We start from the raw sequence: 20789 nt of genomic DNA, 5'->3' as shown, positions 1-20789 counted from the left end.
GGGTCCCTTCGCTCATGCGGCTTCGGACGCGGAGGCGCTAAGCACCACCGCCTCCATGGTCAGGGCAGACCCTGCCAGTTCGGCGATGATCCGCCCCCGGTTGAACACCAGGGCGCGGTGGCAGATATGGGCGACTTCCTCGAAGTCGGTCGACACCACCACAACGGCGAGGCCCTCGCCCAAGGCGCGCGCGATGAGGCGATAGATTTCTGCCTTGGCCCCGACATCGACACCCGCAGTCGGATCCTCGGCGATCAGGAGCTTACGGGCGGTTGCCAGCCAGCGGCCTACCACGACCTTCTGCTGATTGCCGCCGGACAAACGCTCGATCGGCAATTCCGGGCTGTTAGGCCGAAGGTCGACGCTGCGGCCGAGATCGAGGGCACGGACCGCCTCGGCGCGGGGCGACAGAATGGACAGCAGGCTGCGCTGGCAGGCGCTCGGGTTTAAAAACGCGTTCTCGCGAACGCTCAGCGACGGCGCGACCGATTCTTCCGTGCGGTCACGCGCCATCAAGCCGACGCCGTGCCGCAAGGCACTGCGGGGGGAGGTGAGGTCTACAAGGCCGCCATCGATCGTGACGCTTCCGCGATGCGGGAGGGCGCCGAACAACGCACGTCCGACCTCCTCCTGACCTGCGCCGCGTAAGCCGACGAGGCCGAGCAATTCGCCTTCTCGAATGTCGAAATCGACGGGACCGGCGGCGTCGGTCGAGAGATTCGAGACGGTGACCCGCGCCGCGCCGGCCTGGAAGGCGCCTTTGTCGAAGGCATCGAAGGTGGAGCGTCCGACGATCAGGCGCACGAGGTCGTCGGGATCGGTTTCGGCGACCGACTTTTCGCCGACGAGGCGACCATCGCGCATCACCACCACCCGGTCGGCAACCCGGAAGATCTCATCGAGCCGGTGCGACACGTAGATCATGCCGACGCCGCGGGCGCGAAGGCTCCGGATCGCGGCGAACAAGCGCTCGACCTCATCGGCCGGGAGGCTGGCGGTCGGTTCATCGAGCACGAGGAAGTCGCAATCGCTGACCAGGGCGCGGGCGATGGCGACCAGCGATTTTTCGGTGCGGCTGAGGCTTTGAACTCGGCGCTCGGGGTCGATGTCGCATCCGACCAGCGCCAGGGCGCGCTGCGCGACGCGCCCGCTCGCGGCCCAATCGATCGCGCCGAAGCGCGCAAACCCGGTGCGGCGCGCATAGCCTTGCGCAAGGCCCACGTTTTCGGACACGGTCATCCATTCGATGAGGCCGAGATCCTGATGGATGAAGGCGACCGGCTGGCGACCGCCCCGCGCGGCGGGACGATGGGCATAGGGTTGATCGCCGATGCTGATGCCACCCGCATCGGCCTTGTAGATGCCGCCCAAAATCTTGATGAGGGTCGATTTACCGGCGCCGTTCTCGCCGAGCAGTGCAACGATCTCGCCCCGACCGACGCCGAAGCTCACGCCCTTCAACGCTTGGGTTCCCCCGAACGCTTTCATGACGTTGTCGAACCGCAGCATCGTGCTTGCGACCAAGGCTGACCTCCCGCGCAAGCCTGTCGGCTCGTGCTTGCGCCAGGATCTTTGCGTCCGGCAAAGGTGAGTGGAAGCTAGCCCGGAAGGCCTGTCAAGCCGCGTTCGCAGCGACGATGCGTCATCGCGCGCAGTGCGAGCAGGCAACGAAGATCAATGTGTTGCGTTACCCAGCACCGCTGCTCTGGCTTGCCGTCTGGCGAGGCAGAACGAAGGCAAGCAAAGGATAATTCAATGAAGTCTATCGCGACAATACTCGGTGCCGCTTCGATCGGCCTTCTCTGCGTCGCAACGCCGCTCATGGCTCAGCAGCCCGCCTCCGGTGGCGGATCCGGCGGTGGCGCGGATCAGGGTGGTTCGGGTGCGCCCGGCAGCGGCACAGGCGTCCCAGGTGCGGTCGCTAAGGGGATGAGTGGGTCGGGCGTCGGCACCAGCACGACGGGGTCTGGCCGCATGAAGCCCATGCGCCATCATCGCCATCACCGTCACCACTAAGACATCGAACACGACATCGCGGTTTAAACGCCGCGGTGCTCCGCCCGACGACGTGGGGCTGTTGGGCGGGGCGGCGACGTCAAACCCGCCGCGAGTCCGTCGATGATCGGGCAGTTCGGGCGGTCGTCGCCATGGCAATGGTCTGCTAGATGACGCAACGTGTCGGCCATCTCCTGCAGCTCCCGCATCTTGGCCTCGATCGTCGAGATGTGTTGAAGCGCGATCTGCTTGACGTCGGAACTGGCGCGAGAGCCGTCGCTCCACAGCTTCAGCAGCCGCGTCATATCCGGCACCGAAAATCCAAGATCGCGCGATCGACGAATGAACCGAAGCGTATGAACGTCGCTTTCGCCGTAGACGCGATAACCCGCATGGGTTCGCATAATGCCTGGAATGAGACCGATCGACTCATAGTATCGGATCATCTTGGCCGACACGCCGGATGTTTTGGAGGCTTCTCCGATATTCATGCGAGGCTCCTTTCCTGCCTTGCCCGCTGTTGCGCCGATGCGGTCGCGGGCTTTGCCGCCGTTGGCTTGAACCGCCGAAGCCGCAGCGCATTGCCGAGCACGAAGAGGCTCGACACCGCCATCGCGCCGGCCGCCAGCATGGGTGACAGTAAAGGTCCATCGATTCCGTAGAGCGCACCGGCCGCGATCGGGATCAGCACGATGTTATAGGCGAACGCCCAGAAGAGATTCTGGTGGATGTTCGTCATCGTGGCCTTGGACAGCGCGATCGCGTTGACGACCCCCTGCAGATTGCCGGACATCAACACGATATCGGCGCTCTCGATTGCGATATCGGTTCCGGTTCCGATCGCGATCCCGACATCCGCGGTGGCGAGGGCGGGCGCGTCATTGATGCCGTCTCCGACGAAGCAGACGCGACCGCCGTCGCGTTTCATCGCCGCGATAGCGTCCACCTTGCCGGCCGGGAGGACCTCGGCCACCACGCGCGCAAGGCCGAGCCAACCCCCGACGGCCTCGGCGGTCTGGCGATTGTCGCCCGTGATCATCACGACCTCGAGACCCAAGGTCTTCAGCGCCGCGACCGCGGCCGCAGAGGTCGGCTTGATCTCGTCGGCAATCGCGCCGACTGCCGCGCCGCACCCATCGATCGCGAAGAACAGGGGTGATCGACCGTTCCGGCTGAGCCGTTCTGCCACCGTCGCAAAGTTTCCGGTGTCGACCCCGCGCGCGATCATGTGGCGAGCCGAACCAATGTCGATGCGATGGCCACGGCAGATCGCCGACACGCCCGCGCCCGTCGCGACTTCGAAATCCACAACAGGCTCCAGGGCGAGATGGCGGTCGACGGCGGCTGCCACGACCGCGCCTGCCGTCGCATGTTCAGATCGGGCTTCCACGGATGCCGCGAGCGTCAGCACATCATTCTCGTCGAACCCCGGCGCAACGGTCAGGTCGGTCAGCGTCGATCGCCCGACCGTCAGGGTCCCAGTCTTGTCGAAAGCCACGATCGTCACGTCGCGCAACGTTTGCAACACGTCGCCACGGCGGAACAGCACGCCCAATCCGGCCGCTCGGCCAATCGCCACCGTGATCGAGGTCGGGGTGGCAAGACCCATGGCGCATGGGCAGGCAATGATCAGCACCGCGACGGCGTTGACGAGCGCCAGCGGCAGGGCAGGAGCGGGGCCGACCAGCATCCAAATCGCGAAGGTCACGAGCGCGGCCACGAGCACGGCGGGCACGAACCAGGCGGTCACGCGATCCACCATCGCCTCGATCGGCAGCCGTGACCCCTGCGCGTTCTGCACCATGCGGACGATGCCGGCCAGAACGGTATCGCGACCGATATGGGTGACACGGAACGTGAGCGATCCGGCCTTGTTGATCGTGCCGCCAACCACCGCATCGCCGACGCGTTTCCGCACCGGGATGGGTTCGCCCGTGATGGCGGATTGATCGATCGAGGACGAGCCTTCGACGACCTCGCCATCGACCGGAAGGCGCTCGCCGGGGCGGACCATCACGATGTCGCCGACCCGCACGTCCGCGATTGCAACATCGGTGGCGATGCCGTTCCGCATGACATGAGCGGTCTTGACCTGCAGCCCGACCAATTTCCGAATGGCGGTGCCGGTTTGCCCCTTGGCGCGGGCTTCGAGAGAGCGGCCGAGCAGGATCAGCGTGACGATAACGCCCGCGGCCTCGAAATAGACATGGGCGGTTCCGGCCGGCAGCGCTCCCGGCGCGAAGGTCGCAACCGTCGAAAAGGCCCAGGCGGCCCCGGCGCCGATCGCCACCAGCGCGTTCATGTCAGGCGCGCCGCGCAGCAGGGCCGACAAGCCGGTGCGAAAGAAATGTCGGCCGGGCCCGGCCAACAGCGCCGTGATCAACACGAACTGGATGCGCCAGTTCCAGTCGCCCATCGTCGCCATGATCCACCGGTGAAACGCCGGAAACAGATGCGATCCCATTTCGACCAGAAACACCGGAAGCGTGAGGCCGATCGCGACAGAGAGCCGGCGCCCGAGCGCCTCGCGCTCCGCCTTGCGAGTGGTCTCCCCAACGTCGTCCGTCTCGCCCGATGCGAGCACGCGGGCGTCATATCCGGCACGCTTGACGGCCATCAGCAGCGCTGCGGGATCAGGATCAGTCGCAAAGGCGACCTCGGCCTGCTCGGTCGCGAGATTGACCGAGGCTGATGCAACCCCTGGCGTCGCCGCAAGAGCCTTCTGGACGCGCCCGACACAGGAGGCGCAACTCATTCCATCGATGGCAAGGCGCATGAGCGTCCTTTCGGGGCCGGACATGGGCTGATCGGCCGACGGTTCGGCCTACGATCCGTCGCCCCCAAGAAGCGAGGGTGTCCAACACCCTCCATATGGTGCTTCCCATGATGGGAAGGTCAAGGGGTGGCTCGGCTGTCCTGATCGATCGAGCCTCTTGACTCTCCACCCTGGGCACCCCGCACCATTGAGCTCACACGTGCCTGGATGGCGCGCAACGCAGGAGCCACAATGCTGACGCTGAACGTTCCCGACATGAGCTGCGATCATTGCGTCGAGACGATCGAGCGGGCCGTCAAAGCCACCGATTCCGCTGCCATCGTGGTTGTCGACCTGTCGAGCCACATCGTTTCGATCGAAACGGACCGGCCCCCCGCCGACATCACGGCAGCGATCAAGGCGGCGGGGTACACCGTCGCAAGCCCGGCCGGTCATTAGAGGATCCGCGAGCCGTCAGATCGCTTGACGAGCGCACGTTCGAAGCGACGGACCTCGACCGTCGTCGCTTGCCTGATCTTGCGCTCCGCCTCACGATAGGTTGCGACGATCTCTTCGCCGAGGGGCGTCAAGATCGCGCCTCCGCCATTCCGGCCGCCGCCTCGCGTCAAAACCAAGGGGTCGACAAACATGCGGTTGAGTTCATCGGTGAGGAGCCATGCCCGACGATAGGCCATCCCGAATTGTCGCCCTGCGGCAGCGATCGACCCCGAGGTTTGAATAGCTTCGAGCAAGGCGATTTTGCCTGGTCCGAGACGACGCTCGTCGTCGATATCTAAACGAAAGGTCACGTGTATCGGCATCGCGATCCAAGGCGGTAGATCGCGAGAATGCTCCCGAACATGACCCACATCAAGCCACGGCTTGACATGACTTAGTCGAGGTGGCGACGGTTCATTCCCGCGTTGAAGACTGTTCGGCAACTTGTCGTGAGATTTGCTTTATTTAATTTCATACAAGCCAAAATCTTGTCTTCATCCGGAAAGTCATCTCGGCAAAAAGCCATCACATCGTCTTGACACGCGGCTTTTTCGGCGTCGGTTATGTCGTATTTGCTGATCTCTGCGTAAGCTGGCTGAGCCAAAGCAACGACCAATCCCGTATATATTAGCGCCTGCTTCAGCATAGCCGCACCTTCTCCGTTTCTCTCTACGACCCCATGAGAGGCTAACTTCATCAGGGGGACAAAAGTTCTAAGTGCAATAGCTAGCGGGCCGATAAACGACGAGCCCGACGTTTCCACTCACGCAAGCCGAATCGACGTGGCATCGACGTTGCGGTTTCGAAGCTTGTTTCGGGTTGTCGACGCATCGCTGATTGCGGCGGCAGGCGGACGAGAGCGACGTGAGCTAGTGCGGGTTGATGCCGCCTGCCACCTGCTCCGACGGAGGCGGGACTCGCCGCATTGTTTGTCGTCAACGTCATCACGACGAAACTATGTTGCGACGCGTGGCGTTCGCGCAGCACGACCACTCAGTTCCGCGCGGTCGAATACCGGGGTTCACCATGGCTTCTAAAGACAAGACACTGACCGACGCCTTCTACGAGACGTTGAAGGACGTTTATTTCGCTGAAAAGCAATCGGTCCGCGCTCTCACGAAATCGGCCAAGGCCGCCAAGGCTCCCGAACTGAAAGCGGCCTTCGAACATCATCGCGACGAAAGCGGTCACCAAGTCGAACGCCTCGAGCAAGTCTTCGAGATTATCGGCAAGGCCGCACGCGCCAAGACCTGCGAGGCCATGCAGGGCATTGTCAGCGAAATGCAGGAAGATCTCGAGGATTTCGGCGGGACGCCGGCAGGTGACGCGGTTCTGATCGGCTGTGCGCAGGCGGTCGAACATTACGAGATCGCGCGCTATGGCACGTTGAAGAGCTGGGCTATGCAACTCGGTCACGACGACGCGGCGAAGCTGCTCGACGAAACGTTGCAGGAAGAAAAAGCTGCCGACGAGACGCTGTCGCACCTCGCGGAAACGATCGCCAATGCGGCTGCGGGCGAAGGCGAGGAAGACGACGAGAGCGAGTCCGAGGAGAAGTCGGAAGATCGCGAAGCCAATTCAAAGCTTGCGAAATCCGATGACGGCGGGAAGGCTCCCGCCAAGAAGCCGGCTAAGGCTAAAGCGAAGGATTAATCCTCGTCGAACCTGTAGTTGAGCGATGCTGCAGATGCAGCATCGCTCTTTGTTCGACTCGCAGCAAAAGACTTTTGTTAAACATCGAGCGTCGCCTGCACCGGTATCGCGCTCGGCTCAATTGGTTGTGACGACAGACCGGCCAAAAAGGCTCCAGCCTCGCGCACGATCTCGTCGCGCCGCTCCGGTCGCATCTGCGCCAGCGTCCGATACGGCATGGCGAGCCGTGCATTTTTGCCGAGCTGGTTTTGGTTCTCGATCAGGAAATTCCAGTAAAGTGCGTTGAACGGGCAAGCGTTCGGGCCGCTCTTGATCTTTGGATCGTAGCGACACGGGCCACAATAATCGGACATCCGATCGATGTAGGCACCGGATGCGATATAGGGCTTCGACGCCAACAGGCCGCCGTCGGCAAAAAGCGCCATGCCGTGCACGTTGGGCAGTTCCGCCCACTCGTAAGCATCGGCATAGACCGCAAGATACCACTCCTCGACCTGGCGCGGCTCGATACCGGCCAGAAGCGCGAAATTGCCGGTCACCATCAGTCTTTGGATGTGATGGGCGTAGGCGTTGCGGCGGGTGTCTCCGACCGCGTTCGCAATGCAGTTCAGATCGGTCTCGCCCGACCAGTAGAACCACGGCAGCGGACGGCTCGCGCCGAGCACGTTGGTGTCCGCATAGCCCGGCATGCGAAGCCAGTAGATACCGCGGATATATTCGCGCCAGCCAAGGATCTGCCGAATGAACCCTTCCACGGCGTTCAAACCCGCTTCGCCACGCTGGTAGGCGCGTTCGGCCGCAACGCAGATCTCCCGCGCGGTCAACAAACCGGCGTTGAGGTAGGGCGAGACGACCGCGTGGAACAGGAACGGCTCATCGGCTTTCATGGCGTCCTGATAGTCGCCATAAAGCGGCAGGCACGCGCGGATGAAATGCTCTAATGCCTCAAGCGCATCGGCTCGCGTGACCGCCCAGCCGAACCCGTCGAGATCGCCGAAATGATGCGAAAAGCGTATGGCGACGAGGTCGAGCACCTCGCGCGTCATCGCATCCGGCTCGAAGCGACGACGGTTCGGTTCGTGAACTGTCGCCGGCAGCCGCTTGCGGTTCTCCGTATCGAAGTTCCACCGGTCTCCCTCCGGTTCGTCGCCGCGCATCAGCAGCCCGGTTTCGCGCCGCATCTCCCGGTAGAAGAACTCCATCCGGTAGGATTTGCGATCCTCGGCCCAGCGCGCGAAGCGCCCGCGCGAGCAGAAATATCGATCGTCATCCTCGATCGTGACCGGCAAACCCAATTCGCTCGACCAGACGCGCATCATCTCCCACACGCGCCACTCGCCGGGTTCGGTGACGACGACCCGATCGGGCGCATGTCGCACCACCGCCCGTTGCAGTTCGCCCGTGAACGACCCGGCATTACCGGCGTCGTCGATCTTGACGTAATCGACCGTGACGCCGGTCGCGGTCAGTTCGGCCGCGAAATGCCGCATGGCCGAGAAGATGAACGCAATTTTTTGCTTGTGGTGGCCCACATACGTCGTCTCATCCGCCACCTCGACCATCAGGACCACATCGCGTTGCGCGTCGAGACCGGACAGACTGGAGATCTCGTGGCTCACCTGGTCGCCGAGGACGAAACGAAGCGTCTTGAGGGTCGGACTTGCTGCCTCGCCTTTGCTGGGTGCCTTCACGCGCGTCATCAATCCTCAGCCTGTCTCTGTTCCGTCTGTGTTCTATATAACCAGAGGAGCCCGATGGTTCGGGCCGAGACGAGCGACTTGGCGATTTGCCGCATCGGGTTGCTGCGTCGATGGGGGGATGACGTGCCGAAAATGCGACGCAAAGGGGATTTGCCCGAGAAGATTTGCGCCACATGCGGCCGTCCCTTTGCGTGGCGCAAAGCTTGGGCGGCGGTCTGGTCCGAGGTGAAATATTGTTCCGATCGTTGCCGGCGGGACCGCGGCACGACCGATCGGACGGATAGAACGCGAGCCGACTGACGAGGCGTGGCACGGCGCCCCTGCATCCGCCATCCACTTTAGACCAAAGGCCGCACGCTTGTGCGACGGTGATTTCGAAGCGCGGCGACCGAAGCCGTTCCGCGAAATCCATGCTATGCGCTACGCCGCCTTGGTGATGGAAGGGTCGAACTCCGCATGCCCAATTCGTTTGGTCTGAACCGCTCGCTCGGCGGCGCGATCGGCGCGATCGCGCTGGTGTCGCTGCTGAGCAGCCTCGCCCTGTATTGGACTCAAACCCAACAGAACGATGCAATCGAGGCGCGTGGTCGCTCCCGCCAAATCATGTCCTCGCTCGACGCCTTCCGCGTCGCCATGCTGAACCAGGAAACGGGGCTTCGTGGGTACCTTCTGACCGGCGATGATAGCAGCCTCGAACCCTACCGGTCCGGTCGCATCGCGCTCGACCAGACCTTGGTGGATCTGCAGCGTTTGGTGACGGAAAACCGGACCGAGACGGATCTCCTCGTCCAGGCCGAAGATGCAGCGCGCCATTGGCAGACCGACATCGGCGAACTCGCCGTTCATCAGATGGCGGTGTCAGCGACGCGCGACGAGGCTGTCGGGATCGAGATGAAAGGTGGCGGGAAACGGCTCTTCGACCAGTTCAGGACCAGACTGAAGGCGATCCAAGATAGCGAAGAGCAGATCTTCGCCCATCAGAACGTTGTAGTGAAGGCGGCCAAGCGCAATTCGTTGCTCGTACTCGTCGTCGGCGCAATCATCACCTTGCTGATCTGCGCCGGGATGGGCGTCGCGATCAACCGGCTCATCGTGCAGCCGCTGGTCCTGCTGGCTCAGGTGATGCGTCGGCTGACGCATCGCGACCTCGACGTCGTCGTCCCGAGCATCAAACAGCGCAACGAGGTGGGCGAGATGGCCCGTGCCGTCGAGGTGTTCAAAAAGGGATTGATCGAACTCGACCGGACGTCTCTGTTGCGCGTCACCGCCGATACGCTCCCGGCCATGGTCGGTTATGTCGACCACAAACGTCGCGTCGGCTTTCTCAATAACGAATTTTCAAGGACCTTCGACCTCGGGCAGGGCGACGTCTCCGAAGTCTATGGCAAGCCTCTGAGCGATGTGTTCGGGTCAACCCCGTTCCCCGGCGCGCGCCTCGAGCTGGAAACCGCGCTCGGCGGCAAGGATACGCGGTTCGAGCAACGCCTGTTTCGCCCCGGGCGACCCAGCCGGGATATCGAAGCCTTCTACCGCCCGCATCGCGCGCCCAATGGCACGGTGCTCGGCGTCGTGACACTGCTGACCGACATCACCGATCGCAAGCGTATGGAACGGCGGCTGGCGCAACAAGCGCGCGATCTCCTGCGATCCAACGAGGAACTGGAGCAATTCGCCTATGTGGCCTCGCATGATCTGAAAGCACCGCTGCGCGGGATCGAGAACCTCGTGAGTTGGATCGAGGAGGATCTCGAAGGTGTTTTGACGGGTGACACGCAGACCAACATGGATTTGTTGAAAAGTCGCGTCCGGCGCCTCGAAAGTCTGCTCGACGATCTCTTGGCCTATTCGCGCGCCGGACGAGCCGACGACCAGAACGATGCGGTCGACACGCGCCTTGTGGTCGACGAACTCGCGGCGCTGGTCAGTCCGCCGGAGGGCTTCGAGATCACGGCCGACCCGTCCCTGCCGAAACTTCAAACACCGCGCGCGCCTCTGACTCAGGTCTTTCAAAATCTGATCGGGAATGCGATCAAGCATCATGACCGGCCATCTGTCGGGCACGTCATGGTGGCGGCCGCGCCGGGCGAGGGCGTCACGGAATTTACGGTAACGGACGATGGACCGGGTATTCCCGATCGCTTCTTCGACCGCGTCTTCGGTATGTTTCAGACATTGAAGCCGCGCGACGAGGTGGAGGGTAGCGGGATGGGTCTTGCGATCGTAAAGAAGCTGATCGAGCGTCGCGGCGGTAAGGTCTGGCTGAGCGGGGGCGAAGCGGGCCGGGGGCTTAAGGTGCATTTCACCTGGCCCGAAATTGCGTTGGGAAAACACGATGACACCGACCGTTAATCTGCTGCTGGTCGACGACGATGAAGTTGATGTGCAGGGCCTGAAGCGGGCCTTCGTCAAGAGCCGGATCGGCAATCCGATCGTGGTGGCGCGGGATGGTTTGGAAGCACTCGAGATCCTTCGGGGCGAAAACGGCAAGACCAAGCTTCCCAAGCCGCATCTGATCCTGCTCGACCTGAACATGCCGCGGATGAATGGTCTCGAATTTCTGGAAGTCTTACGCAAAGACGATGACCTCAAGTCCGCCGTCGTCTTCATGATCACGACGTCGAAGGCCGAGGAAGACAAGGCGCGCGCTTACGGTCACAATGTGGCCGGCTATATCGTCAAGCAGGATCCGGCCAATACCTTCATGCAGGCCGTGTCGATGCTCGAGCATTTCTGGAAGATCGTCGAGTTCCCCCAGTAAAGACATGACCAGCCCGACTCGTATTCTTCTCATTGACGATGATGCCGTGGACCGGGCCAGCGTGCGTCGAGCGCTGAACAAATCCGGCTTGTCGCACGATCTCATCGAGGCTGCGGACGGAACGACCGGCTTGCTGATCGCCGCGCAGCAAAACTTCGATTGCGTGCTGCTCGACTATCGCTTGCCCGATATCGATGCATTCGAGGTTCTCCAGGCGTTACTGTCTCCCGAAGGCGGCAATCACGCCGTTCTCATGCTGACCGGTGAGACCGACGAGGAGCTGGCGCTCCGTCTGATGCGGGCCGGCGCGCTCGACTATCTCGCTAAATCCGAGGCAACACCTTCGATCCTGGCGCGCGCGATCCGCTATGCGCGGGCGCGCCGCGGGTTTTTGGCCGAACTTGAGACGGCGCGACGCGAGGCGGAAACCAAGTCGATCGCGCTCGACACGCTGAATCGTCAGAAGACGCTGCTGTTCTCGATCATCGCGCATGACCTGCGGAATCCCTTCCAGGCGCTGCTCGGACTGTCCGAAGTGCTGAGCAAGGCGGCCACGACAAAAGACACGGCGGCGGTCGAGCGTCGTGCGCAAGGGCTGCACCAGGCAGCTGGGCAAGCCTATGCGTTGATGGAAAGCCTGTTCGCCTGGGCAAGCCTGCAGATGGAGACCACGGCGGTCGATCTCGACGTTGTCCTGCTCGACGACGTGGCTCGCGAGACGCTGGCCGGCGCGGCGGCCGCAGCGGCGGCCAAGACCGTCGCCTTGACCCATGATTGTTCGGGCCTCGTGGTCGAGGCGCAGCGCGACATGCTGCTCGCGGTGCTGCGTAATCTGGTCGGCAATGCGATCAAGTTCACGCATGTCGGCGGCAGTGTCGCGGTGTCGGCCCGGTTCGACGGCGGAGCCATCACGATCAGCGTTGCCGACACCGGCGTCGGCATGTCGCCGGACAAGCTCGCCGATCTGTTTCGGCTCGACCGAAGGGTCTCGACCAAAGGAACCGCAGGCGAGCGCGGCAGCGGGCTCGGTCTGCTGCTCTGCCGTGACCTGATGGAGCGCCAAGGCGGCAGCTTGTCGGTCGAAAGCGAGGTCGATCGCGGCACGACATTCCACCTCACGCTGGCGGCCGCATCATATCTCGTGGAGCCCGTGGCGATCGCCGAAGAAACGTGAGCTGCAGCTACCCCTAGACAGACCGACAGCGGCGGTGAACGTGAACGGCCGACCATAGGTGCCGTGACGCCGCCCGGCGTTGGCTTTATAGAAAGTCGACGTTCGGCCCGAGAGGGCACCGACCTTTGGAAGCTTCGCTATGCCGGCTTATCGTTTCGTTACGTTCGACGTCTTCACTGAACGGCGGTTCGGCGGCAATCCGCTTGCGGTCTTCCCGGATGCGCGAGGTCTGTCGGACGCCGACATGCAGGCGCTGGCGACGGAATTCAATCTCAGCGAGACCACCTTCGTGCTGCCGCCGGATGATCCGGCCCACACGGCCCGCGTCCGCATCTTCAATCGCACGGCCGAAATGCCGTTCGCCGGACACCCGAATGTCGGCACCGGCTTTGCGCTGGCTCAGCTCGGCCGCGATCACGATGGCGTCATGCTGTTCGAGGAGATCGCGGGGCTGGTGCGGGTCGAGGTTGAGCGCGACGGCGCCGGGGCGGTGGTTCGCGCCACGATTGCGGCTCCGCAGCCGCTGTCGCTCGGGATCTCGCTCGAGGCGGACGCTATCGCGGCTTGCGCTGGCCTGCAGCCGGACGACATCGTCACGACCGCGCATCAGCCTGTCCGCGCATCGGTCGGCACCGGCTTCGTGCTGGCCGAAGTGTCGCCGACCGCCTTGGGTCGCGCCATACCGAATAGGGCTCGGTTCCGGCAGGTGTTGCTCGAGACCCCGGCGCTCGCGGGGCGGTTCGCCCTCTATCTCTATTCGCATGAGGGCGCGACGATCCAGGCCCGCATGTTCTCGCCACTGACCGGAACGATCGAGGATGCGGCAACCGGCAGTGCGGCCGCGCCGCTCGCGGCTTTGCGGCTCTCGATGACGCAGGACGACGACGCGGCCTATCTCGTGCATCAAGGCGTCGACATGGGCCGCCCCAGTCTGCTTCACGTCCGGGCCTGGCGGGAGCCGGGCGGTATTATGGCCAGCGTGGGTGGTGCTTGTGTGCCTGTCCTGAGCGGCGAGGCGCAGGTTTAAAGAGACGATCAGGCCGGCGGCGATCAACCGCAGCCGTGACGCTTCCGCTGCGAGGTCGTTAACCGAGCCACTGCGCTTCGAGCGATAGTTTGGCGAGCAGGACGGCGCGCCCCGCCTCGTCACGGACGGTGACCTGGAGGGCGGTATGGTCCTCGAGGCGATCGAGATGCGCCACCAGTGTCGGCAGCAAATGGAGAGCTTCGAGCCGGGCGGCTTCCACATTGGGAAGCCAACATCCGACATCGTCGTTGTTTTCCGCCCCTCTCGAAAAGTCGAAGTAGTAGCGCTTCATCGGGAGACCCCTTCCTGCTTGGAAGCAAGACCACCACTCTAGCCGGAATATGGTTAATTAATGCTTTCTTTTATGCTGTTGTTAGTCGCACGGCTGCCTATGACAATCGTTAGCCCGTCAGCTTTGTCCATCGAAGCAACCGGACACCTCTGGAACGACGCCTCTTTGCCGAGTTAAAGCATGGCGAGAGATCCGATTTTGAGCGCAACTTGGATCGCGACTTGCATTGCGGTAGGGCTCGCCCGATCCTGGGCAATTCGACAGCATTCCTGATGAGGAGGACGACACGATGATGGATGGGCGTTCTCGTTATCGTTTGATCATCAGGATATCGCCTTGAACCTGAGCCTCGCCGTCTGGCGGTCCACCAAGACGACATCCGGCTTTCTGCTTTCGGCCGCCCTCAGCCTGCTCGGTCTGACATGCGTCACCTTCGTGATCGGTCGGTTCATCCCGGTCGACCCGGTTCTGGCGATCGTCGGCGATCACGCCACGCGCTCGACCTACGACCAGACGCGCCTCGCGCTCGGGCTCGATCGCTCGATCCCGGAGCAGTTTCTGATCTATCTCGGCAAGGTCCTGCACGGCGATCTCGGCACGTCGGTCATCACGTCGAATCCGGTCTTGTCCGACCTCTTACATTTCTTTCCCGCCACGCTTGAACTCGCCACCATCGCGACGATCCTCGGTGTTCTGCTGGGTGTGCCGGCCGGCGTCGTTGCCGGCGCCTGCAAGGGCCGCTGGCCTGACCATGTCGTGCGGATCGTCGGCCTGTTCGGCTATTCCATGCCGGTGTTCTGGATGGGGCTGATGGGGCTGTTTCTCTTCTACGGCAAGCTCAATTGGGTCGCGGGGCCGGGCCGGATCGACGCCGGCTACGAGGATCTTCTCGATCCCGTCACGGGCGTCATCCTGATCGACAGCGCCATGGCGGGCGCCTGGGACGTGTTCCGCAATGCACTCGCCCATATCGTGCTGCCGGCCTCGATCCTCGGCTATCTGTCGCTTGCCTATATCGCCCGGATGACCCGCAGCTTCACGATCGCGCAATTGTCCCAGGAGTATACGACGACGGCGCTCATCAAGGGCCTGACCTATTGGGCTATGGTGTGGCGACATGCCTTTCCAAACATCCTCGTCCCCCTCATCACGGTGATCGGACTGAGTTATGCGACGCTGCTCGAAGGCGCGGTTCTGACCGAAACGGTCTTCGCGTGGCCAGGCCTCGGCCTCTACATCACGCAATCGCTCTTCAACGCCGACATGAATGCCGTTTTGGGCGGCACGATCGTGGTCGGCGTGGTCTTCATCGGCATCAATGTGTTGAGTGACGCACTTTACCGTCTCGTCGATCCGCGGCTGCGGACCGCATGACCGAGATCACCGCGCCGCAGTCCACCCGAGGTGTCCGGGCCTGGTTGACGGACCCAACGCCGACCTCGCTGGCGCAAGCCCGTCTGAAACGGTTTGTCAGTGTCGCCGCCAAGCTCTGCTCCAACCCGCTGGCTCTGTTCGGCCTCGTCATCGTCGCGGCGCTGATCCTCATGGCGCTGCTGGCACCGGTTGTGGCAGGCGGCGTCTCGCCGATCGATCAGAACCTCGCGGGTCGCCTGCAGGCCCCAAGCGCCGCGCATTGGTTCGGCACCGACGAACTCGGTCGCGATATTTTTGCCCGCACGGTCTACGGTGCACGCGCCACGCTGGCGATCGTGGCGCTTGTCGGCGTCATCGTCGTGCCGGTCGGTCTCGCGATCGGCACGCTGTCCGGGTATGTAGGCGGCGCGGTCGATAGCGTGCTGATGCGGATCACCGACATCTTTCTGGCCTTCCCGAGCCTCGTGTTGGCGCTCGCCTTCGCGGCGGCGCTCGGGCCTGGCATCGTCAATGCCGTGATCGCGATCTCGCTCACGGCGTGGCCTCCTTACGCGCGCCTTGCGCGGGCCGAAACCGCCGCCATCGCGCGCACCGACTTCATCGCGGCCGTTGTGCTGCAAGGCGCTTCGACGAGCCGCATCCTCTTCCGTCATGTGGTGCCGCTTTGTCTCTCATCGGTCATCATCCGCCTGACGCTCGACATGGCCGGTATCATCCTGACCGCGGCTGGTCTTGGTTTCCTCGGTCTCGGCGCGCAGCCGCCGACGCCTGAGTGGGGCGCCATGGTGGCGGCGGGGCGCAGCGTCGTGCTCGACCAATGGTGGGTCGCCACCATTCCGGGCTTCGCGATTTTCGTCGTCAGTCTGGCGTTCAACATCCTTGGCGATGGTTTGCGCGACGTGTTCGATCCGAGAAGCGCATGAGGGTTTCGCCGTGACCCAGCCGCTGCTCGAAGTGCGCGATCTCGACGTCGCCTTCACGTCCAATGGCGTGACGACGCATGCGGTGCGCGGCGTCTCGTTCGACCTCGGGCGGGAACGGCTCGGTGTCGTCGGCGAGTCGGGGTCGGGCAAATCCACCACTGGTCGCGCCATCTTGGGCCTCGTGCCTCCTCCCGGCCGCGTCACGGCCAGCAGGCTTGCGCTCTCCGGCGAGGATCTGCGTGGAATGTCGGCACGACAATGGAGCCGCTACCGCGGGCGGCGGATCGCCATGGTGATGCAGGATCCGAAATTCTCGCTGAATCCAGTCATGACGGTCGAGCGTCAGGTCACTGAGGCTTATCGGCTGCATCATCGCGTCGGCGCGGCCGTTGCACGCCGGCGCGCCCTTGCGATGCTGGAAGCCGTCAGCATCGACGATCCGGAGTCGGTGTTGCGTCGCTATCCGCATCAATTGTCGGGCGGCATGGGCCAGCGCGTCATGATCGCCGCCATGCTGATCGCTGAACCCGATCTCTTGATCGCCGACGAAGCGATTTCGGCGCTCGACGTCACGGTGCAGAATGAGGTCATGGGGATCCTCGACCGGCTCGTGCGCGAGCGCGGCATGGGGCTCATCTTCATCAGCCACAATCTGACGGCGGTGGCGAGCTTTTGTGACCGCGTGCTGGTCATGTATGGCGGGCGTGTCGTCGAGGAGTGCCGCGCCGATGCCTTGCAGCACGCCACCCACCCTTATACGCGCGCCCTGATGGCGGCGGCACCCGATCTCGACCGGCCCGTTCGCAACCTCAGCGTCGTGACGCGTGATCCGGCATGGCTGACGTGAGGGACGTGGTCACCTCGCCGTTAATCGGGGTCGAGCACCTGTCGGTCTCGTTCAGGGTCTCGGGTGGATTGGCCCTGGCGGTGCAGGACGTGTCGTTTGCGGTGCGCGAGGGCGAGAGCTTCGGCATCGTGGGCGAATCGGGTTCGGGCAAATCGACCGTGCTGCGTGCCATTGCGGGGCTTGTGCCACCGACGCGGGGGCGGCTGACGCTCGATGGCACGGTGTTGGAGAAGCGGCGTTCACTCGCCCAGCGGCGCGCCATGCAGGTCGTGTTTCAGGATCCCTACGGCTCCCTGCACCCCCGCCAGACCGTCGATCGCATTCTCCGCGAGCCTCTGGCGATCCATCGCATCGCCGAACCCGATGCGGTGATCCGGGCCACCATGCTGGCGGTCGACCTCGACCCCGCTTATCGGTTCCGCTTTCCGCATCAATTGTCGGGGGGGCAGCGCCAGCGCGTCGCCATTGCGCGGGCCTTGATGCTCCAGCCGCGCATCCTGCTGCTCGACGAGCCAACCTCCGCGCTCGACGTGTCGGTGCAGGCGGAGGTGCTAAACCTCTTGGTTCGTCTCCGCGCCAGCCGCACGCTGACCAGCATCCTCGTGAGCCACGATCTCGCGGTCGTGGCGCATCTCTGCGACCGCGTGGCGATCATGCGGCAGGGTCGGATCGTCGAGGTGGTCCCGGTTGAGGCGCTCCGTCACGGCGACGTGCAGGCGGATTACACGCGCGACCTGCTCGCCGCGAGCCGGGGATTTCGACGCATCGGCCACGCGACTCCCGGGGGCTAGGACGCCACGTGGCTGCGCGCGACCAAACGGCCGGAGCGGCCGAGAGTCGCGACGCTCACGGCCAGCGTGCCGACGGCGCAGAGCGCGATAAGCGCCACCATGGGAAGCGCCTTGCCGTTGAAGAACAGGCTGGCGATCGTGATCATGATGCCGCCCGTCACCATCTGCAACGTGCCGCCGAGGGCCGACGCGATTCCGGCGATGGGGCCGTGATCCTCGAGCGCCAACACCATCGTGGTCGGGATGATGAGGCCGAGAAACGCGTAGGCGAAGAACAGGAGCGTCACCAGAACCGGCAGGCTGTCGACCCCAAGCGCCGTGATCACGAAAAGCAGCACCGCGAAGGCCGTGTAGAGGGCCGCGGCTGTCAGCACGATCCTGGCCATGCCGAAGCGCGTCCCGAGGGCCGCTGCGACTTGCGAAAAGCCGATGAAGCCGATCGCGTTGATCGAGAAGCCGAGGCTATATTGGGTCGGCGTCAGGCCAAAATGGTCGATGTAGATGAACGAGGAATTGGCCAGGAAGACGAAGAAGCTCGCCATGCCGAGCCCCCCCGTGAAGGTGAGCCCGAGAAACCGCCAATCGCGGAACAACAGCGCGAAGCCGCCCAGCACGTTGCGGAGACTGGCTTGCACGCGCTGCTCCAGCGGTCGCGTCTCGGGCAAGACGGTCACGATAAGCGTGAGCCCCACGATGGCCACGATCGTGACGGCCACGAACACCGCCCGCCAGCCGAACGGCACGATGAGGGCGCTGCCGAACAGTGGCGCCAGGATCGGCGACACGCTGAACACCAACATGACAAGCGCCATGAGCCGCGTCGCTTCCGGGCCGGTGTGAAGATCGCGGATGACGGCACGCGGGATCACCATGGCGGCGGCGGCACCGATCCCCTGGATGATCCGGAAAACGATGAGCCAGCCGACGCTCGGCGCGAGCCCGCACCCCACCGACCCCGCCGCGAAGACGGCGACGCCGATAAACAAGGGCGTCTTGCGGCCGGAGACGTCCGACCACGGGCCGTAGATCAACTGACAGAGGCCGAATGCCAGAAAGAACGCCATCAGGGTCATCTGTGTCGCGCCCGTGGAGGCGTGCAGATCGGTCGCGATGGTCGGCAGCGCCGGCAGATACATGTCGATCGCGAAAGGGCCGACCGCCGAGAGCAAGCCGAGCACGATGGCGTTTTTGGTGAAACTCGATGCCATGATGTTCCGTGTCGCTCGCAGCCGATAGGACGAGAGGGATCTGTGCGGGATATCGGCCTTGTGGTCCAGCGCTTGCTTCACACGCCTGGCTTGCGCGCGGTCCGCAAATCCAGTCTGCTTGATGGGTCGCGTCATCTATCTGCGTCATCAGACGCCTCGGGAGGGACCAGCATGTCGGATCGTTTGAGGGTGCGGCTGCTGGCGGCCGTGACGCTGGCCACGGCGCTCGGCTTGGCGTGGCCGTCCGGGAGGTCGGCTGTCGCCGCGACCCCGGCCGACACGCTCGTCATGGCCAAGAACATCGACGACATGATCAGCCTCGATCCGGCCGAATGCTATGAGCTGACCGGTGTCGAGATCGACAGCAACATCTACGACCGGATCATTCGTAACGATCCGCATGATGTCACCAAGCTGGTGGGTGGGGCGGCCGAAAGCTGGATCGTGAGCCCAGACGGCAAGACCCTGACGTTCAAGCTGCGGCCCACCATGACATTCGCGTCGGGGAGCCCCGTGACGGCGGAGGATGCCGCTTTCTCGCTCGCCCGTGTAATCAAGCTGAATAAAAGTCCGGCGTTTCTGATCGACCAACTCGGTTGGACCAAGGACAATGTCGACGCGATGGTCAAAGCGCTCGACCCGACGACGCTGCAGATCACCATCGGGCCGAATTATTCGCCGTCGCTGGTGCTTGCGCTGCTGTCGTCGATCGTCGGTTCCGTGGTCGAGAAATCGGTCGTCATGCAGCACGACCAAGGCGGCGACCTCGGCAACGCGTGGCTGAAGACCCATTCGGCCGGCGGCGGCGCCTTCACGCTGAAGTCCTGGAAGGCCAACGAGAGCGTCGTGCTCGATGCCAACCCGACGTACCGCGAAGGTGCGCCGCCGCTGAAACGCGTCGTGATCCGTCACGTGCCGGAGGCCGCGGCGCAGCGGCTGCTCATCGAAAAGGGTGATGCCGACATCGCTCGTGACCTCACGACCGACCAAATCGCGAGCATCGCCAGCAATAAAGACGTGACGATCGTGCGCTCGCCGCAAGCGACGCTGCATTATGTCGGGCTGAACGTGAAAGCTGCGCCGCTCGACAACCCGAAGGTGCGGCTCGCCTTGCACTATCTCGTCGATTACGACGGCATGGCCGGCTCGTTCCTGAAGGGGCAGTATCAGGTTCACCAGACATTCTGGCCGTCCGGCTTCTGGGCCGCGCTCGACAAGAATCCCTTTAACTTCGACCCCGCCAAAGCCAAGTCGCTGCTGGCGGAGGCCGGCTACCCCAACGGCTTCGACATCACGCTCGATGCGTCCAACACGGCCCCCTACATCAATATCGCGCAGGCCATTCAGGCCAACATGGCCCAGGGCGGCGTCCGCGTGACGATCATTCCGGGTGAGCAGAAATCCGTCATCACCAAGTTCCGCGCCCGCCAACACCAGATGCTGTTGATCTATTGGGGTCCCGACTACATGGACCCGCATACCAATGCCGATAGTTTCGCCCGCAACACCGACAATTCCGACAATCCGCCGACCAAGCCGCTGGCTTGGCGCAATTCCTGGCTGATCCCCGAGATCAGCAAAATGACCGAAGCGGCCGTCGAGGAGCGCGATCTCGGCAAGCGCGAGCAGATGTACAAGGATCTGCAGCAAAAGCTGCTCGACGACAGCCCTTTCATCATCATGTTCCAGGAAGTGAAGCAGACGGCCGAGCGGGCCAATGTCAAAAACTTCATCCTCGGCCCGACGCAGGACGTCGTCTTCTACGGCATGACCAGCAAATAAGCCTGCCGGGCA

The 20789-nt window shown here is 63.4% G+C and carries 21 protein-coding genes; 13 read left to right on the top strand and 8 right to left on the bottom strand.

What is annotated here, in order from left to right:
* Nucleotides 1–12 precede the first annotated feature (12 nt).
* On the bottom strand, nucleotides 13–1509 hold the full coding sequence (locus LGH83_RS08420) for a sugar ABC transporter ATP-binding protein (RefSeq protein ID WP_227401785.1): 1497 nt from the start codon (nucleotides 1507–1509) through the stop codon (nucleotides 13–15).
* Nucleotides 1510–1755: 246 nt separating this feature from the next.
* Here LGH83_RS08420 and LGH83_RS08415 point away from each other — a divergent pair, with 246 nt between their 5' ends.
* On the top strand, nucleotides 1756–2016 hold the full coding sequence (locus LGH83_RS08415) for a hypothetical protein (RefSeq protein ID WP_227401394.1): 261 nt from the start codon (nucleotides 1756–1758) through the stop codon (nucleotides 2014–2016).
* Between the two features lie 23 nt (nucleotides 2017–2039).
* Here LGH83_RS08415 and cueR read toward each other — a convergent pair whose 3' ends face one another.
* Nucleotides 2040–2486 (bottom strand): Cu(I)-responsive transcriptional regulator, encoded by a 447-nt coding sequence (cueR, locus tag LGH83_RS08410; protein ID WP_227401393.1) that lies wholly within the window; start codon nucleotides 2484–2486, stop codon nucleotides 2040–2042.
* Nucleotides 2483–4771 (bottom strand): heavy metal translocating P-type ATPase, encoded by a 2289-nt coding sequence (locus tag LGH83_RS08405; protein ID WP_413771125.1) that lies wholly within the window; start codon nucleotides 4769–4771, stop codon nucleotides 2483–2485. The genes cueR and LGH83_RS08405 overlap by 4 nt, the downstream gene beginning before the upstream one ends.
* 231 nt (nucleotides 4772–5002) lie before the next feature.
* Here LGH83_RS08405 and LGH83_RS08400 point away from each other — a divergent pair, with 231 nt between their 5' ends.
* Nucleotides 5003–5209, top strand: a complete 207-nt coding sequence (locus LGH83_RS08400; protein WP_227401391.1) for a heavy-metal-associated domain-containing protein — start codon at nucleotides 5003–5005, stop codon at nucleotides 5207–5209.
* Here LGH83_RS08400 and LGH83_RS08395 read toward each other — a convergent pair.
* Entirely contained in the window at nucleotides 5206–5559 is a 354-nt protein-coding gene (locus LGH83_RS08395) for a winged helix-turn-helix domain-containing protein (protein ID WP_227401390.1), read from the bottom strand. The two genes, LGH83_RS08400 and LGH83_RS08395, sit on opposite strands and share 4 nt — an antisense overlap.
* 83 nt (nucleotides 5560–5642) lie before the next feature.
* Entirely contained in the window at nucleotides 5643–5894 is a 252-nt protein-coding gene (locus LGH83_RS08390) for a hypothetical protein (protein WP_227401389.1), read from the bottom strand.
* A gap of 380 nt (nucleotides 5895–6274) precedes the next feature.
* Between LGH83_RS08390 and LGH83_RS08385 the strand changes: the two genes are divergently transcribed.
* Nucleotides 6275–6901, top strand: a complete 627-nt coding sequence (locus LGH83_RS08385; protein WP_227401388.1) for a ferritin-like domain-containing protein — start codon at nucleotides 6275–6277, stop codon at nucleotides 6899–6901.
* Nucleotides 6902–6978: 77 nt separating this feature from the next.
* On the opposite strand, the gene LGH83_RS08380 is transcribed toward LGH83_RS08385, so the two are convergent.
* Entirely contained in the window at nucleotides 6979–8601 is a 1623-nt protein-coding gene (locus tag LGH83_RS08380; protein ID WP_227401387.1) for a cryptochrome/photolyase family protein, read from the bottom strand.
* A 123-nt stretch (nucleotides 8602–8724) separates the two neighbouring features.
* Here LGH83_RS08380 and LGH83_RS08375 point away from each other — a divergent pair, with 123 nt between their 5' ends.
* The 5 genes from LGH83_RS08375 (at nucleotide 8725) to LGH83_RS08355 (ending at nucleotide 13560) form a co-directional block, all read left to right on the top strand.
* On the top strand, nucleotides 8725–8901 hold the full coding sequence (locus LGH83_RS08375; protein WP_227401784.1) for a DUF2256 domain-containing protein: 177 nt from the start codon (nucleotides 8725–8727) through the stop codon (nucleotides 8899–8901).
* 156 nt (nucleotides 8902–9057) lie between these two features.
* Nucleotides 9058–10950, top strand: a complete 1893-nt coding sequence (locus LGH83_RS08370) for a CHASE3 domain-containing protein (RefSeq protein WP_227401386.1) — start codon at nucleotides 9058–9060, stop codon at nucleotides 10948–10950.
* The gene (locus tag LGH83_RS08365; protein ID WP_131113036.1) at nucleotides 10934–11359 is read left to right on the top strand and encodes a response regulator; all 426 of its coding nucleotides are present in this window, start codon (nucleotides 10934–10936) and stop codon (nucleotides 11357–11359) included. Before LGH83_RS08370 ends, LGH83_RS08365 begins: the two co-directional genes overlap by 17 nt.
* Before the next feature lie 46 nt (nucleotides 11360–11405).
* Nucleotides 11406–12533, top strand: a complete 1128-nt coding sequence (locus LGH83_RS08360; protein ID WP_264479151.1) for a hybrid sensor histidine kinase/response regulator — start codon at nucleotides 11406–11408, stop codon at nucleotides 12531–12533.
* Between the two features lie 139 nt (nucleotides 12534–12672).
* Nucleotides 12673–13560: a PhzF family phenazine biosynthesis protein gene (locus tag LGH83_RS08355; protein ID WP_227401384.1), complete on the top strand. Its 888-nt coding sequence runs from the start codon at nucleotides 12673–12675 to the stop codon at nucleotides 13558–13560.
* Between the two features lie 58 nt (nucleotides 13561–13618).
* On the opposite strand, the gene LGH83_RS08350 is transcribed toward LGH83_RS08355, so the two are convergent.
* Nucleotides 13619–13852 carry a DUF6894 family protein gene (locus tag LGH83_RS08350; RefSeq protein ID WP_131113033.1) on the bottom strand — a complete coding sequence of 78 codons (234 nt, stop codon included), beginning with the start codon at nucleotides 13850–13852 and terminating at the stop codon, nucleotides 13619–13621.
* Nucleotides 13853–14188: 336 nt separating this feature from the next.
* Between LGH83_RS08350 and LGH83_RS08345 the strand changes: the two genes are divergently transcribed.
* Genes LGH83_RS08345 through LGH83_RS08330 form a run of 4 tightly spaced genes read left to right on the top strand, consistent with a single transcriptional unit; the run spans nucleotide 14189 to nucleotide 17787 of the window.
* Nucleotides 14189–15226: an ABC transporter permease gene (locus LGH83_RS08345; protein ID WP_413771124.1), complete on the top strand. Its 1038-nt coding sequence runs from the start codon at nucleotides 14189–14191 to the stop codon at nucleotides 15224–15226.
* On the top strand, nucleotides 15223–16149 hold the full coding sequence (locus LGH83_RS08340) for an ABC transporter permease (protein WP_227401383.1): 927 nt from the start codon (nucleotides 15223–15225) through the stop codon (nucleotides 16147–16149). The genes LGH83_RS08345 and LGH83_RS08340 overlap by 4 nt, the downstream gene beginning before the upstream one ends.
* A 10-nt stretch (nucleotides 16150–16159) precedes the next feature.
* Nucleotides 16160–16996 carry an ABC transporter ATP-binding protein gene (locus LGH83_RS08335; RefSeq protein ID WP_227401382.1) on the top strand — a complete coding sequence of 279 codons (837 nt, stop codon included), beginning with the start codon at nucleotides 16160–16162 and terminating at the stop codon, nucleotides 16994–16996.
* Nucleotides 16984–17787 (top strand): ABC transporter ATP-binding protein, encoded by an 804-nt coding sequence (locus LGH83_RS08330; protein WP_227401381.1) that lies wholly within the window; start codon nucleotides 16984–16986, stop codon nucleotides 17785–17787. Before LGH83_RS08335 ends, LGH83_RS08330 begins: the two co-directional genes overlap by 13 nt.
* Here the strand turns inward: LGH83_RS08330 and LGH83_RS08325 are convergent.
* A complete protein-coding gene (locus tag LGH83_RS08325) occupies nucleotides 17784–18995 on the bottom strand; it encodes a multidrug effflux MFS transporter (protein WP_227401782.1) in 1212 nt (403 codons plus the stop codon). The genes LGH83_RS08330 and LGH83_RS08325 overlap by 4 nt on opposite strands.
* A 171-nt stretch (nucleotides 18996–19166) precedes the next feature.
* Between LGH83_RS08325 and LGH83_RS08320 the strand changes: the two genes are divergently transcribed.
* Nucleotides 19167–20777 carry an ABC transporter substrate-binding protein gene (locus tag LGH83_RS08320; RefSeq protein ID WP_227401380.1) on the top strand — a complete coding sequence of 537 codons (1611 nt, stop codon included), beginning with the start codon at nucleotides 19167–19169 and terminating at the stop codon, nucleotides 20775–20777.
* Nucleotides 20778–20789: the final 12 nt, after the last annotated feature.

Origin of the sequence: Lichenihabitans sp. PAMC28606, from assembly GCF_020616535.1 — a bacterium.
Taxonomy (GTDB): Bacteria; Pseudomonadota; Alphaproteobacteria; order Rhizobiales; family Beijerinckiaceae; genus Lichenihabitans; species Lichenihabitans psoromatis.
Note: the sequence above shows the minus strand (reverse complement) of the source record. Positions and strands in the feature narration are given on the sequence as shown.

Excerpts from the sequence above, each read along its gene's own strand:
- LGH83_RS08390 (WP_227401389.1), bottom strand. The coding sequence starts at position 5,894 with ATGCTGAAGCAGGCGCTAATATATACGGGATTGGTCGTTGCTTTGGCT.
- LGH83_RS08340 (WP_227401383.1), top strand. The coding sequence starts at position 15,223 with ATGACCGAGATCACCGCGCCGCAGTCCACCCGAGGTGTCCGGGCCTGG.
- LGH83_RS08415 (WP_227401394.1), top strand. The coding sequence starts at position 1,756 with ATGAAGTCTATCGCGACAATACTCGGTGCCGCTTCGATCGGCCTTCTC.
- LGH83_RS08405 (WP_413771125.1), bottom strand. The coding sequence starts at position 4,771 with ATGCGCCTTGCCATCGATGGAATGAGTTGCGCCTCCTGTGTCGGGCGC.
- LGH83_RS08380 (WP_227401387.1), bottom strand. The coding sequence starts at position 8,601 with ATGACGCGCGTGAAGGCACCCAGCAAAGGCGAGGCAGCAAGTCCGACC.
- LGH83_RS08420 (WP_227401785.1), bottom strand. The coding sequence starts at position 1,509 with ATGCTGCGGTTCGACAACGTCATGAAAGCGTTCGGGGGAACCCAAGCG.
- LGH83_RS08350 (WP_131113033.1), bottom strand. The coding sequence starts at position 13,852 with ATGAAGCGCTACTACTTCGACTTTTCGAGAGGGGCGGAAAACAACGAC.
- LGH83_RS08370 (WP_227401386.1), top strand. The coding sequence starts at position 9,058 with ATGCCCAATTCGTTTGGTCTGAACCGCTCGCTCGGCGGCGCGATCGGC.
- LGH83_RS08330 (WP_227401381.1), top strand. The coding sequence starts at position 16,984 with ATGGCTGACGTGAGGGACGTGGTCACCTCGCCGTTAATCGGGGTCGAG.
- LGH83_RS08320 (WP_227401380.1), top strand. The coding sequence starts at position 19,167 with ATGTCGGATCGTTTGAGGGTGCGGCTGCTGGCGGCCGTGACGCTGGCC.
- LGH83_RS08325 (WP_227401782.1), bottom strand. The coding sequence starts at position 18,995 with ATGGCATCGAGTTTCACCAAAAACGCCATCGTGCTCGGCTTGCTCTCG.
- LGH83_RS08385 (WP_227401388.1), top strand. The coding sequence starts at position 6,275 with ATGGCTTCTAAAGACAAGACACTGACCGACGCCTTCTACGAGACGTTG.
- cueR (WP_227401393.1), bottom strand. The coding sequence starts at position 2,486 with ATGAATATCGGAGAAGCCTCCAAAACATCCGGCGTGTCGGCCAAGATG.
- LGH83_RS08355 (WP_227401384.1), top strand. The coding sequence starts at position 12,673 with ATGCCGGCTTATCGTTTCGTTACGTTCGACGTCTTCACTGAACGGCGG.
- LGH83_RS08365 (WP_131113036.1), top strand. The coding sequence starts at position 10,934 with ATGACACCGACCGTTAATCTGCTGCTGGTCGACGACGATGAAGTTGAT.
- LGH83_RS08400 (WP_227401391.1), top strand. The coding sequence starts at position 5,003 with ATGCTGACGCTGAACGTTCCCGACATGAGCTGCGATCATTGCGTCGAG.